The organism is uncultured Chloroflexus sp. (genome assembly GCF_937951745.1).
Classification (GTDB): Bacteria; Chloroflexota; Chloroflexia; order Chloroflexales; family Chloroflexaceae; genus Chloroflexus.
Map to the genome: position 1 here is coordinate 13,944 of NZ_CALFBQ010000018.1, position 17,194 is coordinate 31,137.

13 protein-coding genes are annotated in these 17,194 nt (G+C 59.0%); 9 read left to right on the plus strand and 4 right to left on the minus strand.

Going from position 1 to position 17,194, the window contains the following annotated elements; all coding sequences use genetic code 11:
• Positions 1 to 221: 221 nt before the first annotated feature.
• From Q1A59_RS05480 to Q1A59_RS05500, 5 genes are all read left to right on the plus strand, one after another.
• A complete protein-coding gene (locus Q1A59_RS05480) occupies positions 222 to 1,565 on the plus strand; it encodes a phosphomannomutase/phosphoglucomutase (RefSeq protein WP_299644257.1) in 1,344 nt (447 codons plus the stop codon).
• Between the two features lie 425 nt (positions 1,566 to 1,990).
• On the plus strand, positions 1,991 to 3,007 hold the full coding sequence (locus Q1A59_RS05485) for a thiamine pyrophosphate-dependent dehydrogenase E1 component subunit alpha (protein WP_298403565.1): 1,017 nt from the start codon (positions 1,991 to 1,993) through the stop codon (positions 3,005 to 3,007).
• A gap of 36 nt (positions 3,008 to 3,043) precedes the next feature.
• A complete protein-coding gene (locus tag Q1A59_RS05490) occupies positions 3,044 to 4,078 on the plus strand; it encodes an alpha-ketoacid dehydrogenase subunit beta (protein ID WP_298403561.1) in 1,035 nt (344 codons plus the stop codon).
• A gap of 30 nt (positions 4,079 to 4,108) precedes the next feature.
• Positions 4,109 to 5,506: an alpha/beta fold hydrolase gene (locus Q1A59_RS05495; RefSeq protein ID WP_298482973.1), complete on the plus strand. Its 1,398-nt coding sequence runs from the start codon at positions 4,109 to 4,111 to the stop codon at positions 5,504 to 5,506.
• A gap of 103 nt (positions 5,507 to 5,609) precedes the next feature.
• Positions 5,610 to 6,641, plus strand: coding sequence for an ATP-NAD kinase family protein (locus tag Q1A59_RS05500; RefSeq protein ID WP_298403557.1), 1,032 nt, complete (start codon positions 5,610 to 5,612; stop codon positions 6,639 to 6,641).
• Between the two features lie 44 nt (positions 6,642 to 6,685).
• On the opposite strand, the gene Q1A59_RS05505 is transcribed toward Q1A59_RS05500, so the two are convergent.
• Positions 6,686 to 7,864: a thiolase family protein gene (locus Q1A59_RS05505; protein WP_298482975.1), complete on the minus strand. Its 1,179-nt coding sequence runs from the start codon at positions 7,862 to 7,864 to the stop codon at positions 6,686 to 6,688.
• A 279-nt stretch (positions 7,865 to 8,143) separates the two neighbouring features.
• Complete coding sequence (locus tag Q1A59_RS05510; RefSeq protein WP_298403550.1) at positions 8,144 to 10,564, minus strand: 3-hydroxyacyl-CoA dehydrogenase/enoyl-CoA hydratase family protein; 2,421 nt, start codon at positions 10,562 to 10,564, stop codon at positions 8,144 to 8,146.
• A gap of 485 nt (positions 10,565 to 11,049) precedes the next feature.
• Here Q1A59_RS05510 and Q1A59_RS05515 point away from each other — a divergent pair, with 485 nt between their 5' ends.
• A complete protein-coding gene (locus Q1A59_RS05515) occupies positions 11,050 to 11,490 on the plus strand; it encodes an Rrf2 family transcriptional regulator (RefSeq protein ID WP_298403547.1) in 441 nt (146 codons plus the stop codon).
• A 121-nt stretch (positions 11,491 to 11,611) separates the two neighbouring features.
• On the opposite strand, the gene Q1A59_RS05520 is transcribed toward Q1A59_RS05515, so the two are convergent.
• Entirely contained in the window at positions 11,612 to 12,463 is an 852-nt protein-coding gene (locus Q1A59_RS05520; protein WP_298403544.1) for a DUF2085 domain-containing protein, read from the minus strand.
• The gene (locus Q1A59_RS05525; RefSeq protein WP_298403542.1) at positions 12,460 to 13,011 is read right to left on the minus strand and encodes a TlpA disulfide reductase family protein; all 552 of its coding nucleotides are present in this window, start codon (positions 13,009 to 13,011) and stop codon (positions 12,460 to 12,462) included. The genes Q1A59_RS05520 and Q1A59_RS05525 overlap by 4 nt, the downstream gene beginning before the upstream one ends.
• A gap of 183 nt (positions 13,012 to 13,194) precedes the next feature.
• Between Q1A59_RS05525 and Q1A59_RS05530 the strand changes: the two genes are divergently transcribed.
• From Q1A59_RS05530 to Q1A59_RS05540, 3 genes are all read left to right on the plus strand, one after another.
• On the plus strand, positions 13,195 to 13,683 hold the full coding sequence (locus Q1A59_RS05530) for an HDIG domain-containing metalloprotein (RefSeq protein WP_298482197.1): 489 nt from the start codon (positions 13,195 to 13,197) through the stop codon (positions 13,681 to 13,683).
• Positions 13,684 to 13,795: 112 nt separating this feature from the next.
• Positions 13,796 to 14,542 (plus strand): ScpA family protein, encoded by a 747-nt coding sequence (locus Q1A59_RS05535; protein WP_298403538.1) that lies wholly within the window; start codon positions 13,796 to 13,798, stop codon positions 14,540 to 14,542.
• Positions 14,543 to 14,862: 320 nt separating this feature from the next.
• On the plus strand, positions 14,863 to 17,043 hold the full coding sequence (locus tag Q1A59_RS05540; RefSeq protein ID WP_298403535.1) for a GAF domain-containing protein: 2,181 nt from the start codon (positions 14,863 to 14,865) through the stop codon (positions 17,041 to 17,043).
• Positions 17,044 to 17,194: the final 151 nt, after the last annotated feature.

The window sequence follows — 17,194 nt, forward strand, 5'->3', positions numbered from 1 at the left end:
GGCGAGGGCGCGGTAGGGGCGCGGTAAGCCCCGCCCAAACAAGGGTGATGGGTATGGCGCGGTAGGGACGCGGCATGCCCCGCCCGAACAAGGGTGATGGGTATGGCGCGGTAGGGGCGGGGTATGCCCCGCCCAAACAAGGGTGATGGGTATGGCGCGGTAGGGGCGCGGTAAGCCCCACCCGAACGACAGATCCCGGATTATATCTAGGAGGTATTTCCGTGCAGGTTAATCCGTCAATTTTCAAGGCCTACGATATTCGTGGTATCTACCCGACTGAATTAAACGAAGAGGTCGCTTACCTGATCGGGCGTGCGTTTGTGACGTTCCTCGGCGCTGAGACGGTGATTGTTGGCCGCGATATGCGAACTTCTGGCCCTGCTCTGTTCGATGCAGTCACTCGTGGAATTATGGATCAAGGGGCTGACGTGGCCGACATCGGTATGGTCAGCACCGATCAATACTACTTCGCTTGTACCCAGCTCGGTTTACCCGGTATGATGGTGACGGCGTCGCATAATCCCAAGCAGTACAACGGCTTCAAAATGGTGCGCCGTATGCCCTACCTTTTGTCAGGTGATGAGGGCATTCAGGATTTACGCCGGTTGGTTGAGAGCGAAGCGTTTCCAACCCCGACCCGGCGCGGTGAACGCCGTGAATACGATTTTAAAGAGCAATTCGTGCAGAAAGTGCTCTCGCTGATCGATGTCGAGGCGATGAAGCCGTTGAAGGTGATTGTTGATACCGGCAACGGTATGGTCGGCCCGATCCTGCAAGAGGTGTATGCACGCTTGCCAATCCAATTAACCGGGATGTATCTCGATCCCGACGGCACCTTGCCCAATCACGGTCTCGATCCGCTGATGCCAGAAAATCGAGCTGAATTACAGCAGCGGGTCAAAGACGAAGGCGCTGATATTGGCTTTGCCTTCGATGGCGACGGCGACCGCTTCTTTGCCATCGATGATCGCGGTGAGTTCATTTCCGGTGACTTTCTTACTGCGATTTTGGGCCGCTACTTGCTCGAAAAAGAGCCGGGGGCGAAGATTCTCTACGATGTGCGCGCGTCGTGGGCGGTGCCCGATGAGGTGCGCGCTGCCGGCGGTATTCCGCTGGTTGAACGAGTAGGTCATGCCTTTATCAAGCGACGCATGGCGAATGAAGACGCAATCTTCGCCGGCGAGGTCTCTGGGCACTATTACTTCAAAGCCTTCGCGTTTGCTGACTCGGGCATCATTCCCTCGCTTTACCTACTTGAGATGCTGTCAAAGCAGGGGGTGAAGATGAGCGAGCTGCTTAGCCGTCTCGAATCGCGCTACTTCATTTCCGGCGAGATCAATTCGCGGGTGAGTGATGTGCGGGCGAAGCTTGATGAGATTGCCGAACGGTATAGTGATGGCAAGATCGAGCGACTTGATGGTGTCTCGGTTAGCTATGACACATGGCATTTTAATGTGCGCGGTTCTAACACCGAACCGCTGATCCGCCTGAACCTCGAGTCGATTGCCTCGCGCGCTGAAATGGAGGCCAAACGCGATGAGGTGTTGGCGGTGATCCGGTCGTAATGCCAGTTTGGTGACGTCATGCGGAGCCGCACAGCCGTGCGGCTCCACCGGTGAACTGTAAACAAATAAATGGCGAACGCCAACGATACAACAACCGTCGCACCGCATGGGGTTGGTACCGCACGGCCAATGATCGATGAACATGTGACATACGCCGGAATCGTTGCTCCACCCTATCCCCCTCCATTCACCAATGGCTATTCCTCGTTCATATCGGGACAATCACCCTTGACACATCTACTCTGAACCAGTATCATAGAGATATCAAACGTATTCCTAAGTAGAATTAATACCCCACCGACGAACCCCTCATCTCTCCCTCCATGTCGGTGTGACTGCCCGCAATCCCAGTTCTGATGCTCCTCACCGGCTCGCTGGCGAGCCAAGAATATAGGCGTTGTTCGCTGTTGAACGGAGAAACGGCTATGGAAATCAGTCGGGATAAGCTCCTTTGGGCGTATGAGCGGATGCGGCTCATTCGCGAATTCGAGGATCGGCTCCACACCGATTTTGCCGCTGGTAAAATCCCCGGTTTTGTTCATCTCTATGCTGGAGAAGAGGCGGTTGCGGTAGGCCTCTGCGCGCACTTGCGCGATAATGATTTCATCACCAGCACCCACCGCGGCCACGGTCACTGTATCGCCAAAGGGGTCGATCTGCGCGAGATGATGGCCGAGATTTATGGGAAAGCGACCGGCGCGTGCAAAGGCAAGGGCGGCTCGATGCACATTGCCGATGTGAACAAGGGGATGCTCGGTGCGAACGGGATCGTCGGCGGCGGGCCGCCGCTCGCGTGTGGCGCTGGTCTTACCGCCAAACTCAAAGGCACCGATCAGGTGACGGTCTGCTTCTTCGGTGATGGTGCTTCCAATCAGGGCACCACCTTCGAGGGTCTCAATTTGGCCGGCATCTGGAAGCTGCCGGTGGTCTTTGTGTGTGAAAATAACGGCTACGCCGAGACCACCTCGCCGCAGTATTCGGTCGCTGGCCAAGATATTGCTGCCCGTGCGCGCGGCTTCGGTATGCCGAGTATTGCCATCGATGGCCTCGATTTCTTTGCCGTGTATGAAGCGGCTGGTGAGGCGATTGCGCGCGCTCGGCGCGGCGAAGGGCCAACCTTCATCGAGGCCCAGACTTACCGCTATTATGGCCACTTCGAAGGTGACTCGGTCCGCTATCGCAACCGCGAAGAAGAAGAACACTATCGCTCGCGCGACTGTCTCTACCGCTTCCGCCAGACTGCGACTGCGCAAGGGTTGTTGACTGAGGCCGAGCTTGATGCGATCGATGCTCGTGCCCGCGCCGCGATCAACGAGGCGAGTCAGTTTGCGGCTGATAGCCCGATGCCCGATCCGGCTGAATTGCTGACTGACGTTTATGTTGACTATCCGATGGCGGCACTCTGGCCATTTCAAGAACCGGCAGTTCCGGTGTATCGCTAGTGCTTGCTAAAGTATTCTCAATGGTGAGGTGAAACCATGACGGCAATGGTCGAAGAGGCGGTACGTACCCTGAGTTACCGTGAGGCAATTAACGAGGCGTTGCGCCTTGAAATGCGGCGTGACCCGACGGTGATTTTGATGGGTGAAGACGTGACCGGTGCATCGCATAGTGAAGACGAAAGTCATCTCGATGCGTGGGGCGGGGTGTTAGGGGTCACTAAGGGGTTAGTGCATGAGTTTGGCCGCCAGCGGGTGCGCGATACACCGATCACTGAGTCGGGCTTCGTCGGCGCTGGGGTTGGTGCGGCAGCCACCGGCTTGCGCCCGGTGGTCGAGCTGATGTTCATCGGTTTTATGGGTGTCTGTCTCGATCAGATCGTTAATCAGGCCGCCAAGATGCGCTATATGTTTGGTGGCAAGGCTCGCATTCCGCTTGTGATTCGGACGATGATCGGCGCTGGTTTCCGCGCTGCTGCGCAGCATTCTGATTCGATCTACTCGACCTTCGTTCACTTCCCCGGTCTCAAGGTGGTGGCGCCAGCAACTCCTGCCGATGCTAAGGGCTTGTTAGCGGCAGCTATCCGTGACGATGATCCGGTGATCTTCTGCGAGCATAAGCTGCTCTACGATGTGAAAGGGCCGGTGCCCGAAGGCGAGTATGTGATTCCGCTCGGCCAAGCTGAGATCAAGCGTGAGGGCGGTGATGTGACGATTGTGGCGATTTCGCGCATGGTGCTGCACGCGCTCGCCGCCGCCGAGCGGTTGGCGCAACAAGGAATCAGTGCTGAAGTCGTTGACTTGCGCTCACTTTCACCCCTTGATGAGACGACGGTGCTTGAGTCGATCCGCAAGACGGGCCGACTCGTGGTGGTTGATGAAGACAATCCGCGTTGTAGTGTGGCAACTGATATTGCCACGCTGGCAGCGACGCAGGCGCTCGAATTTCTCAACGCACCTGTGAAGCTAGTCACGCCACCCCATACGCCGGTACCCTTTAGCCCGACGCTCGAAGACGCTTACATCCCCTCGCCGGAACGCATTGTGGCCGCGGCGCGGGCGACGCTTGGCTGAGCGTGGCGGGCCGTTGTTGCAGGAGTTGTCATGCCTACCGAGGTCGTGATGCCCAAGTGGGGCTTGAGTATGCAGGAAGGAAAGATTAACCTCTGGCTCAAGCGCGAGGGCGAAGCGGTACAGAAGGGCGAACCGATTGCCGAGGTCGAGACCGAGAAGATTACGAATGTGGTTGAGGCGCCGGCCAGCGGTACGCTGGCCCGGCTCTGTTACCCTGAAGGCAGTGTGGTGGCGGTGACGAAGGTCATCGCCTACATCACCGCTCCCGGCGAGCATTTGGCTGATGTGGCTTCCAATGGCACGACCGAAACGGTAACTACTGCTCCCGCGCCGGCAGTGGCGGCGCCAAAGCTAGCTTCACCATCGCTGCCAGCAGCGGCAGGTGGGGTGCGCGCGATGCCAGCGGCGCGCAAGTTGGCTCAAGAGCATGGGATCGACTTGAGCACGTTAACCGGTAGTGGCCCTGCTGGTGCGATTGTCAAAGAGGATGTCGAGCGCGTGATTGCTGCCCGTTCGGCGCCGGTGCAGCCGGTGCAGCGCGTACAGTTTTACAGCGCCGGGTATCGGCTCGATGGGCTGCTTTATACGCCACGCGGTCTACCGGCAGGTGAGCGGCGGCCCGGCGTCGTCTTGCTGGTCGGCTACACCTATCTGAAGACGATGGTGATGCCCGATGTAGCCAAGGTGTTGAACGCTGCTGGCTATGTGGCGCTCGTCTTTGACTATCGTGGTTTTGGTGATAGTGAAGGCCCACGTGGTCGCTTGCAGCCGCTCGAACAGGTGGCCGATGCACGGGCGGCGCTGACCTTTCTCGGCGAGCAGCCTACCGTTGATCCTGATCGATTGGCAGTGGTGGGGATTAGCCTCGGCGGTGCGCATGCTATTACCACTGCTGCGGTTGATGAGCGGGTTAAAGCTGTAGTGGCGCTAGAACCGCCGGGTAACGGGGAGCGCTGGTTGCGTAGCCTGCGTCGTTATTGGGAGTGGCACGAGTTTCTTGCTCGTTTGGATGCGGATCGTCGTCAACGAGTGCGTACTGGCGTCTCGGCATGGGTCGATCCGTTAGAGATTGTGTTACCCGATCCTGAATCACGTGCGTTTCTCGATCAGGTTAGTGCTGAGTTTCCGCAGATGAAGGTCACGGTGCCGTTAGAGAGTGCTGAGGCGCTGATCGAGTATGTGCCTGAAGCGGTGGTCGATGACATCGCGCCGCGCCCGCTGTTGATCATCCACGGCGACCAAGATCGGTTGGTGCCGTTGGTAGAAGCTCAATCGATTGCCGCCTCTGCTGGTGCTTCGTGTCGATTAGAGGTAGTGCCCGGTATGACCCATTTCAATTGGGTGCTACCCGGTAGTTCTGGGTTTGCGCGCGTCACCGCTAGCATGGTTGCATTTTTGCGCGAGACATTGCCGGTGGCAGTGGGATAGGTCTTGATGTTAAGAGAGCTGCACAGTCGGGCAGCTCTCTGGTGTGCTCTGGTCTAACCATCATTGTGGAGCGCGGGATGCATCCATCTCGCGGCATATTGTTATGATGACCGTCGGTATCATCGCCAATCCAGCCTCAGGTAAGGACATCCGACGGCTGGTTGCCCATGGATCGGTCTTCGATAATGAAGAGAAGGTTAGCATCGTCAAACGAGTCTTGTTGGGGTTAGAAGCCGTTGGTGTGCAGCGAGTCTGGATTATGCCAGATCGTTTCGGCATTGGTCTGAAGGCGCTCGACAATTTGCCATTACAGATCGAAGCCTCCTTGCTTGACATGCCGGCGTGGTTTACTCCTGACGACTCGCGGCGAGCAGCGCAACTGCTGGCCGAGCGCGGCGTTGGCTGCATTGTGACTCTCGGTGGCGACGGCACCAACCGCTTGGTGGCGAAGGGGTGCGGTGAGGTGCCGCTGATGCCGATCTCAACCGGCACCAATAATGTCTTCCCGATGATGATCGAAGCTACCACTGCCGGCCTCGCCGCTGGCTTGGTGGCGTGCGGACGTGCATCAGCAGCGGTCACGCGTGCGCCGCGGATTGATGTCTACCGGCTACGAGCCAATCAGGCCGAAGCTGATCTGCCTGCTGATGCGCCGCCTGACGATATTGCCTTGGTTGATGCGGCGGTGTACGATGAGCGGTTTGTCGCTGCGCGCGCAATCTGGGATAGTACGCGGATCAGTGATATAGTGCTGACCCGCGCCGAGCCGGGCAATATTGGGTTGTCGTCAATCGGGGCCAATTTTCTGGCCGGCAACTACCCGTCGGGCCATGGATTGTACCTGCATCTGGCAGCAAGCGGCCAACCGGTACGGGCGCCGGTCGCGCCGGGATTGATGCAAACAGTCCATGTTGCCGCGCATCGTGTGCTAGCTCCCGGCGATACCGTGCGTGTGCATCGCGACCGGCCCGCTGTGTTAGCATTCGATGGCGAACGCGAGTTGGAATTGCACACTAACGATTGGGCGTTGTTACGCCTAAATCCTCACGGCCCGCGAGTGATTGATCCGCGACGGGCAATTGCGGTGGCGGCGCAAGCTGGGTTTTTTACTACGCCGGTGCCAGTATCGTCGTAAGGGCGGGTATAAAACCCGCCCTACGCGTTCCGTCGGCTTAACGATTACTCTACCCGTTCAAAAATCCCCGCTGCTCCCATGCCACCGCCGATACACATCGTCACCATCCCGTACCGGCCGCCGCGCCGTTCCAATTCATCGAGGATCTGCACGGTCAATTTCGCACCGGTACAGCCGAGCGGGTGACCAAGCGCAATCGCGCCGCCGTTTACGTTGACCCGCTCTTCGTCAAGACCGAGCTGGCGGATGACGGCAATCGCTTGGGCGGCAAAGGCCTCGTTCAGCTCGATCAGATCAATGTCGGCCAGCGTCAACCCAGCCTGCTTCAGCGCCTTTGGTATCGCCACCACCGGCCCAATCCCCATCACCTCCGGCTCGACGCCACCCACCGCAAAGCTCACAAAGCGCGCTCGCGGCTTCAGTCCTAGCTCAGCCGCCTTCTCGGCGCTCATCACTACCACCGCCGCCGCGCCATCACTCGTCTGCGACGAGTTGCCGGCAGTGACCGTCCCTTCGGCGGCAAAGACCGGCTTCAACTTCGCCAGCGCCTCTGCCGAGGTGTCGGCGCGCGGGCCTTCGTCGCGGTCAAAGATGTATACTTGCCGCTGAGGACGACCATCCGCTCCCGGCTCGACAATTTCAATCTCGACTGGCACGATGCTGCGGTCGAACAGGCCGGCTGCCTGCGCTGCCAACGCGCGCTGGTGCGAACGCAGTGCGAAGGCGTCTTGATCGGCCCGGCTGATCTCGAACCGGCGGGCAACGTTCTCGGCGGTCAAACCCATGCCCAAGTAAACCGCCGGATCGTGCTGGGCTAGATAGGGGTTGGGTGAGAATTTATTGCCGCTCATCGGCACCATGCTCATGCTCTCGGTGCCGCCGGCGACAACCACCTCGTTCTGGCCGGCCATAATCTGGTAGGCGGCCATCGCAATCGTCTGCAAGCCCGACGAACAGAAGCGATTGACGGTCACCCCGCAGACGCTGTCAGGCAAACCGGCGCGCTGAGCAGCGATGCGGGCCACATTCAGGCCCTGCTCGCCTTCGGGCATTGCACAGCCCATAATCACATCTTCGACCAGTGCCGGCTCAATACCTGCTCGCTCAATGGCTGCTTTGATCACAATCGCCGCCAAATCATCGGGGCGCACCGTGCGCAACGCGCCGCGTCCAGCTTTGCCGACTGCCGTGCGTACCCCGGAAACAATCACTGCTTCTCGCATCGCGATAACTCCTTTGTTATACGAGTCACGCCAAGACGCAACGTGTTGTCAACGCTTAGGCGCAAAGTTCGCCAAGAACGCGAAGATATCTGATGGGTTTCCTCCCCAACGCGCTGATGCCAAACCATATCAAAAACCTTTGCGTCTTTGCGATCCCCATCGCCATACCTCATTATGGCTCGGCACGTCCTCCATATCAAAAACCTTTGCGCCTTTGCGTTTACCTTCCTCTGCGCCTTTGCGCGTATCATCCTCTGCGTCGTTGCCCTCTCTGCGGCTTTAATTCCGGAGCGGCTTGCCGTGTTCGAGCATGTAGCGAGCGCGAGCTTGGGTGCGCTCGTCCTTCAACAGCTCAATCACTGTCGTTCGCTCAAGGTTATGCATGTATACGTCGTCAACCCACTGCGCGCTGCTCAATTCGCCGCCGCACAAGACATACGCCAGTTTCTCGGCCAGCACCGCATCGTAGGGGGTGGCAAAGCCGCCTTCGCGCATCTGGTAAATCGCGATCCGCGCCGCCGCCAACCCATCGCGGCCAAGCGCGTAGCACGGCTTAGCGGTGATGTGCGGTGTATAACCATCGGCCACTAGCCGCAGCACTTCACGCTTGGCCTCGCCAATCAGATAATCGGGGTTGAAGACGATCCGGTCGGTTGGGCGCAGCAAGCCCAACTCCTTCGCTTCGTGGGCGCTAGTGGCGACCTTCGCCAGCGCAATCGTTTCAAACACCTGCTGGAAGGCTTTGAGCGGATCGTTGCCGCTCCGCGCCGCCGTAGCGATAATCCGCCGGTTCATCTCGGTGCAGCCGCCCCACGCTGGAATGACACCGACGCCAAACTCAACGAATCCCATGTAGGTTTCGGCGGCAGCCACCGCCGCCGCGCTGTGCATTGACAACTCAACCCCGCCACCCAGCGTCTGGCCGAACGGCGCGCTGACAATCGGCTTGGCGCTATCGCGCATACGGCGGAAGGTCTGCTGCACCAACGCCGCATACTCGTCGATGTCGTCCCATGCGCCGGCCATCACCGCCGCGCCAACGTCGTTCAGATCGAGACCAGCCGAGAAGCGCGGGCCTTGGTTGCCGACGACCATACCTACCCACGGCCCCTGCTCAAGTTCATCGAGGGCCTTGATCAGCACCTCAACCGCTTGCCCACCGATGGTATTGGCCTTCGAGTGCAGCTCGTAGCAGAGCACGCCATCGCCGAGATCGATCACGCTGGCGCTCTCATTGCCAAACAGCTCGCGTCCGGCAGTCTTGAGCGCAGCCAGATCGATGGCGCGCGGATCGCGCGCGATTGGTTCGAGTTGGCCGGTAGCGACATTGTACGCCGCTGGCGTGCCATCTACCTCGCCGTAGAAACGGCCTTCAGCAGCGATAAGCTGATCAACCCACGCCGGCAGACTCTCGCCAAAGGTGCGCATGCGTTCTGCGGTTTCAGCGATGCCCATCGCCTGCCAAAGCTGGAATGGCCCCATTTCGTGGGCGAATCCCCAACGCATCGCGTTATCAACATCGGCCACGCTATCGGCAATTTCGGGCAAGCGGCGGGCGGCATACGCCATCATCGGGTAGATCGCCGCTGCCACCAGCTTCGCGCCGCGATCGCCGGTTTCGGCTCGGTCGAGGATAAAGCGTAGCCGGTCGGGCAACGGTTTGATCTTGCGCGCTGAGGCGATCAGTTCATCAACCGATGTGGTACCTTGCGGCGGCACATACTCGAGCGTCTGCAAATCGAGCGGCCAAAACTCGCGCTTACCGTCGCGCTTGACCTCTTTGTAGAAGCCTTGCCCAACCTTCTTGCCCAACTTGCCAGCGGCGACCATCCGCCGCGATAGATCGTTGTGACGGTACACCTCACGGCTCTCGTCAGCGGGGATGGCGTCGTACAGATTACTGGCCACGTAAGCCATCACGTCGATCCCAACTTGATCGAGCAAGCGGAAGCTAGCCGTATTAGGCCTCCCAATCAGCGGACCGGTCAGCGCATCGACCTCTTCCACCTGATAGCCATGTTCGAGAGCGAAATTGAGCAGCACCTGCCCGGCATACACAAAGATGCGGTTGCCGATAAAGTTGGGCCGGTCTTTGCAGATCACCACCCCCTTGCCCAGCCGCTCTTCAGCGAAGCGGCGGAAGGCAGCGACCACTGCCGGATCGGCCTCGTCGCCGGGGATGATTTCGAGCAGGCGCAGATAACGGGGCGGATTGAAGAAGTGGCTGCCGAAGAAGTGGCGGCGGAAGGCCTCGCTGCGGCCTTCGGCGATGATCCGGATTGGGATGCCGGAGGTATTCGTAGTGACAATTGCGTTCGGACTCCGCACCTTCTCTAGTCGCGCCATCAACGCCTGCTTGGGGCCGATCTGCTCGACAATTGCCTCGACGATCCAATCGCATTCAGCCAGCCGGTGAAAATCGTCTTCCGTATTGCCCAGCGTAATCAGTTCGGCGCTGCGCTCGCTGTAGAGATTAGATGGGCGTGCTTTGCGCATACGCTCAAATCCCTGCTGCACAATTCGGTTGCGCACCTGCGGATGGCTGAGGGTCAAGCCTTTTGCTTCCTCCTCGGCGGTGAGTGAGGTGGGCGGCACATCGAGCAACAATACCGGAATCCCGGTACCGGCGACCAGCGCAGCGATCGCGGCCCCCATCGTCCCGGCGCCGATCACGCCAACTCGCTTGATCTGATAGGTCATTGGGTCCTCCTTGACCGTGTCTCTCCGTTGCGGACTCTCGTGCGCTTGTCACGCGGTTGCATATTCGTAACCGTGTGTTTAGACGCACTGCGTCATGGAATAAGCGTATCATACCACAAGTTGAGCGAATTGGGGAAGGGGCAGGATTAGCATGTTTTGCCCGGCCTGTGTCCCCGGTCTGAAGGGGCTAGGCGAGAGGGTGTGACGCGCGCTGCGCGGGCTGCTTGTGCGGATGTTGGTCGAGAGAAAACTTGTGGTGAATGCTTGATGAGAGATGAAGATAGGGCGAGATAACGTTAGTAATGGTGAGAGTCCGATACCGCGAGAGCAATGGCAGGTGCGTTCAGAGGGCTGGGTGAGCGGGTGAAAGCCGTTGTTCACGCTAACGTAGCATGCAAACAATAAGGGGGACTGATTGCCCTGTTTGACGCCCGTTGCCCTTATTGCTACAATGTTAAGTGATCTACTTGACTATGGAGGCAACAATGCGCATCTCGAGCAAAGGAGACTACGGGTTGCGCGCGCTATTTGATTTGGCGCAGCGCTATGGCGAGGGGCCGATCCAGAGCGAAGCTATCGCTGGCCGACAGGGGATTCCGGTCAATTACCTCAACCAACTGCTAATCACGCTGCGCCGGGCGGGGTTGGTTGAGAGTCTGCGCGGGCCGCAAGGTGGTCATCTCCTTGCTCGTTCCCCCGAGACGATCACGTTGCTTGAAGCGCTGACGGTGCTAGAGGGGCCGATCTTGCCGGCTGAGAGTGGTCGTGACGACTTACAACCTACCGAGCCGTTTGATCGGTCACTGATCGATGAAGTCTGGAGTGAATTGCGTGCGGCCATCGAGCAGCGCTTGGCCTCGATGACGCTCGATGATCTTTGTCAGCGCAAGCGTAGTCATGATGGGGCAGTGATGTATTATATTTAATGCAAAGGCGCTCAGATCGCAAAGGGGTATTGGGTAAAGGGAGATCACGCCCATCCGTTCTTCTGCTCCCTATCATAAAACCTTTGCGCCTTTGCGTTTTACCATCCCCGCTCCTTTGCGTTTACAGAATCAACCCCATACTCTCCATCCAGAACCGCAACCACGACATCGCGCCTGCGATCAAAAGCGTTGGGAACAGTGCAATCGTCGCCGGGCCAGCCAGTTGGCGCAGACTCGTCACTTTGCCTTCATAGCCCATAAACAGGCTGGTCAGCAGTAAACAGACCAAATAGAGCACGCCGAGAATGCCGAAGAAGGCGAGGAATGCCAGCGGCCAGAAGGTGATGCCGAGATTGCCGTAGATAGCGGCCAGCGCCAACAGATCAATGACGATAATGCCGAGCAGTTCCCACCAATTGGCAAAGATCGGCTGGTGCGGATCGACATTTTGGCGTAGGGTGTTATTGAGCACGATATGCAACGCGCTGGCAATCGTGATCCCCATGCCCATCCCAGTGAGGGTGCGCAAAAAGTTGTCGGGCTGGTACCAGTTGGGCAGCCCTAGATCAAGGAGGAGCGAATTGAAGCCGTCAACCGCCATAATACCGACGAAAGCCACCAGCGTCAGCGCAATCGGCCACGGCGGAATCTTACCGGCCCGCCCGCGCCCGATTGCGTACAGATAGAGGAAGGTGAGCATAAAGCTCAGATAGATGCCGCTGTTGCGCGCGCAGAGCGGAAATTGCAACCCGCCGACAAAGATGTTGTGCTGCTGGGCGCAAATGCCATGCACTACCGCGTACATCTTCCATTCCAGCGGCATACCGGGGCTAAAGAGCAGGGCTATCAGCAGCGCGCTGAAGCTACCGAGAAAGATTGGCCCCCACGGAATAGGCCGCCTCCCAGCCTCCTTCCGCGCCGCAATCCGCTCTTGCGCCATACGGAGAATCTCATCAGGAGAACGTTCGCTCATCGAACCTCCGCTAATCGCTCGGCCAGCCGCACGGCGGTTAACGCGCCAAGGTGGCGGGCAGCGATAGTACCATCGCGATTAATAAAGAAGGTAGTCGGTAAATTTGTCACGCCGTACCGCTCACCAATGGTGCCGTCGCGATCGGTGATTAGGGGGAAGCTGACCCCTACTTTCGGCGCGAAGGCGGCGATCGCTTCGGTCGACTCATTACGGTTGACCGCCAGAATCACCAGATCGGGATTCGTGCGGCGGGCTGCCTCAAATTCCGGCATCTCTTCGATGCAAGGCAAGCACCACGTGGCCCAAAAGTTGACGATCACCGGCTTGCCACGTAGATCGCTCAATTTGTAGGTGCCATCGGCCAGTGTGTAGCTGAAATCGGGCGCTTTCTCGCCGGGAATGGCGGCCCAGTCTGGTTTGGTGTCGATGAGTTTGCTTTCAGATGCGATTGGTGTTTCGCCAACCACGAGTGGTTGGTTGACTTGCGGTGTGCCAGTGCAGGCAGCAAGGATGAAGATGAAGCTGAGCAAGATGATAGCGTGTCTCATAGTCTCATTCTACCATGGTACAATCAGTTGCACCGCTGAGCGCAGCGAGTCACGTACTCATGCTGCGTTCCTCTGTATCCTCTGCGACTCTTTCAAGCGAAGCGGGCCAATTGCGCCGGTGTCACTTCCGGCGGTATAATGCTTCGCCGATGATAACCATCAATGGCAACAAGCGATCGTCTCATGTCTGTATCATACCGCATTCGCCAACTTCGCAACGCCTTGCGTGCCGAAGTTTCACCCGCCGAATATGAGCTGGTTGCGCAATTGCTGACTCCAGCCGAACAACAATTGTTTTGGCAGATGCCGCTCTACGACCAGCGCCACTGTCTCGATGTCTACCACACACTGATCGCCGCCGGCGAGCGTGATGAGTTGTTGTTGCGCGCGGCGCTTTACCACGATTGCGGCAAGGTTGATGATGCAGGCCGCCCGATGGCGCTCGGCTGGTATGTGCTGGCGACAATCCTCAAGCGCTGGCCGGCGCTTTATCTGATTGCCGCCCGGCTCGTGCCGGCAATCGCCGTCTATGCCGAGCATGCTGCCCGCGGCGCGCGGATGGCGGCAGCGGCCGGGTCTCCACCCGAAATTGTTGAGACGATCCGTCATTATCACGATCCGCATCCGACCGGTCGTGCTGCCCGCTTGCAGTGGGCTGACGAGCAGAACTAGCAGGGCGCGAAGGGGTGGGGAACGCAAAGGCGCAAAGGGATGATTGTGTAGCTTAACATAATTTTACCATAATGATAAAAAATCTTCGCGTCTTGCGTTTGTACCAAGCATTATGCCCTACGAAATTACGTTACCTGTCTTCACCGGCCCGCTTGATCTACTGCTCCGCCTGATCGAACGGGCCGAACTCGATATCACTACCATCGCGCTGGCGCAAGTGACCGACCAGTATCTGGCTCATGTGCGCGCGCTGGAAGCGGTCGAACCGGACGAGCTGGCCGAGTTTGTGAGTTTGGCTGCTCGTCTGGTGCTGATTAAGTCGCGCGCGCTCTTGCCCCGTTCGCCGAGCGCGCCGGCAGCGCCGGTTGATGAAGATGCCGAGCAGTTGGCTGCCCAACTTGAGTTGTACCGACGCTTTAAGCGAGCCGCCGAGCTGCTGCGCGTTTGGCACGAGAGCGGACGCAGCACCTTCGTCCGGGTTGCGCCGCCGCCGCTCACGATCGCTCCGCCCCCATCCAGCTACCGCGTCGCCGATCTGTTGCAGGCGCTGGCCCGCCGCGCTCAGTTGCAGTTGCCACTCGAACCGGAAGAACGGATCGTGCTGGTGCCTCGTCTGACCGTAGCTGAAGTCGCTGCGCGCATTCGCGCCCGTCTCGAACACGCGGCATGGTTCGATTTTAGCGATCTGCTTACCGCGCAACCAACCCCCGAAGAGGTGATCGTATCGTTTTGGGCGATGTTGGAATTGCTCAAGCGGCGCGCGATTGTGGTCGAGCAGATATCGTTATTTGGCCCGATTCTGATCGGGCGCGGCGAGTCGCCGATTGAGACCAGCGAAGCCGATGAGCGTGAGTTGTAATCAGTGCCGGTATGTGCGACAATGCAAATACATAAATACCCCTCCCCGTAGCGGGTTAAGGGTAGACAGAACATGTGGTCGATCATAACCGTTAATCGCTGTGCGATGCCTCAACGCCCGGTGCTACGCTCCCCTCTCCCACGCCAGTGAGAGAGGGGCTGGGAGCGAGGGTGAACTGGCGCATCGCAACGCCATCAACCACATTTGCGCTTGTGGGTTCTGCCCCCTCCTCCCCCAGCGGGGGAGGCTGGGAGGGGGCATAAAACTCTCCCTCAGCGGGGTGTTGAGAGGGGAGCTGCCAAACGTTACGAGCAACAACTATGACTGGCGCTTCGCATCCTACAGCCGCAAACCAATCACTCCCGCTCGGCGACTGGCTGGCGTTTGGCGATGCACTGCGCGCCGATGACTCGCCGGAAGGTTTGCTTGGCGAAGTGGTGGAGACGCTGCGGCGAATTGTTGGCAGTCCTTGCGTCTATGCGCGGCTGCGCGATGATGAAAGTGATACACTGCACGCCGTCGCCTTCGCCGGCGTCGCTCTACAGTTTGCCGAACAGTTACAGGCCGCGCCGGTTGAGCCAGTGCTGTACCAGCCCTTGTTGCGGCCCGAATACCGGCTCAGTTATTCGTACCTCGTTCCGGCGGAGGCCTTGCCTGCCAGTGTACCTGACACAGTAGCCATTGCGCCGGCGGCAGCGTTGCTGACGCCATTGCGGGGGCGTGGCGAGCGGCTCATCGGGGTGATCGTGATTGCGTGGCCGCAGCCGCCCGATCTGGCAACGGTGCGGATGGTCGAAGCGATTGCACGCCAAGCGGCGCTGGCGGTGGAAAACGTGCGGCTGGCTGAGCGCAGCGCTCGTCTGTTGGCGAAAGAGCAACTATTGGCCGAATTGGGGCGCGCTGTCGGCGCGACCCTTGATCTTGAGGTCATCTTGCGCCAGACCGTTGATCGATTGGCTGCGGCGTTCGGCGGCGGTGTAGTGGCGCTGCTCAATGAAACCAACGACCTGCTCGTCGCTGCGGCATCGCCATCGTTGGCAGACATGGTTGGCCAACGATTGCCATTGCTCGATGGAATGTTGGCATGGGTAGCGCAGAGCGGCCAACCGTTCGTGATTGACGATTGCCGGACAGCCACACGCGAGGCGTTGATGTTCGGGCCAGAGGTGGCCTCGTGCGTGATTGCGCCATTGCGTAGTGGCGGCAGGGTCATCGGCGTCCTGAGTGTGGTAAGCCGCCGCGCCGGTGCATTTAGCGATGAAGATGTCGATCTGCTCGAAGCGATTGCCGCGCAGGTCAGCGGGCCAATTGTCAGCGCCCAGCTCTACGCCGAGTCGCAGCAGTTGGCGGCGCAAGTGCAGCGCCGCGCCGACCAATTGGCGGTGCTGAATTCGATTGCACGCATCGTCACCGCTACACTCGATCTGCGCGAATCGTTACCGCTGGCTACCCAGCGTATTCAGCAAGGTTTTGGCTACCCGCAAGTCGATCTGTTCTTGCTTGAAGATGATGCCAGCGAGTTGGTGCTCGTTGCTTCCGCCGGTCAGTATGCGCCCTCGCGGGTGGGCTATCGCCAACACATCAATCTCGGTTTGGTGGGGCGGGCTGCGCGCAGCGGGCGCATTGTGCGCGCCGAAGATGTGGCCAGCGAAGCCGATTATCTCGGTTTGAGCGAGCGGCTCGATATTCGTTCAGAGTTGTGTGTGCCCTTGATCGCTAATGGAAAAACCTTAGGAGTTCTAAATATCGAATCGCCGCAACCGGCTGGCTTGACCGCTGAGGATGCAGCGGTGCTCGAAACGGTGGCCGATATGCTGGCTGGTGCAGTTGAGAATGGCCGGCTGTACCAACGCGCTCAACAGGCGGCGGCGCTCGAAGAGCGCAACCGTTTGGCCCGCGAGTTGCACGATAGCGTCAGCCAGCAACTCTTTAGCATGACTCTGACGGCTCAAGCGGCCCGCGCCCAGTTTGAGCGGAATCCGGCCCGCGTGCCAGCTTTGCTCGACCGGCTGCAAGAGACGGCTACTGCTGCGTTGGCCGAAATGCGCGCGCTCATTTTTCAATTGCGCCCGCCAGCGTTGCGCGATCAGGGGTTGGTAGCCGCTATTCAACAACATGCCCAGCATTTGGCCCATCGCGAAGGACTACGGATCGAGCTGAACGTGATCGGCGATGAGCGCTATGCTCGTGGTATGGAACAGCCGCTGTTTCGGATTGTGCAAGAAGCGCTCAACAATATCGTCAAACACGCCGCGGCCCGTAATGTCCAGATTCACCTCGAATTTACTGCCGATCAGGTGCGCATTCGTGTGATCGATGACGGGCAAGGCTTCGACCCCGCCGCGCGACCTTCGGGTGAAGGTCGCCATCTCGGTTTGCTCAGCATGCGCGAACGGGCTGCCGAACTTGGCGGTACTTTCGCTGTCTATTCGCATCCCGGTGCGGGCGCTGAGATCGAGGTGGTGGTACCGCTACGCGGGCGGAATGCGGGGAGTGAGTAGGGAGTGGGAGGAGGGGATGGTACGTTTCAGAATCGGGAAGCTCCCTCTTCCCCCGCGTGCGAACGAAGAGGGGGGGTAAGGGTCAAGTATCTAGAGACTACCCGATATTAGGTCATACCAAGCAATACGTGGTCGGCGCAAGCTGATGGTA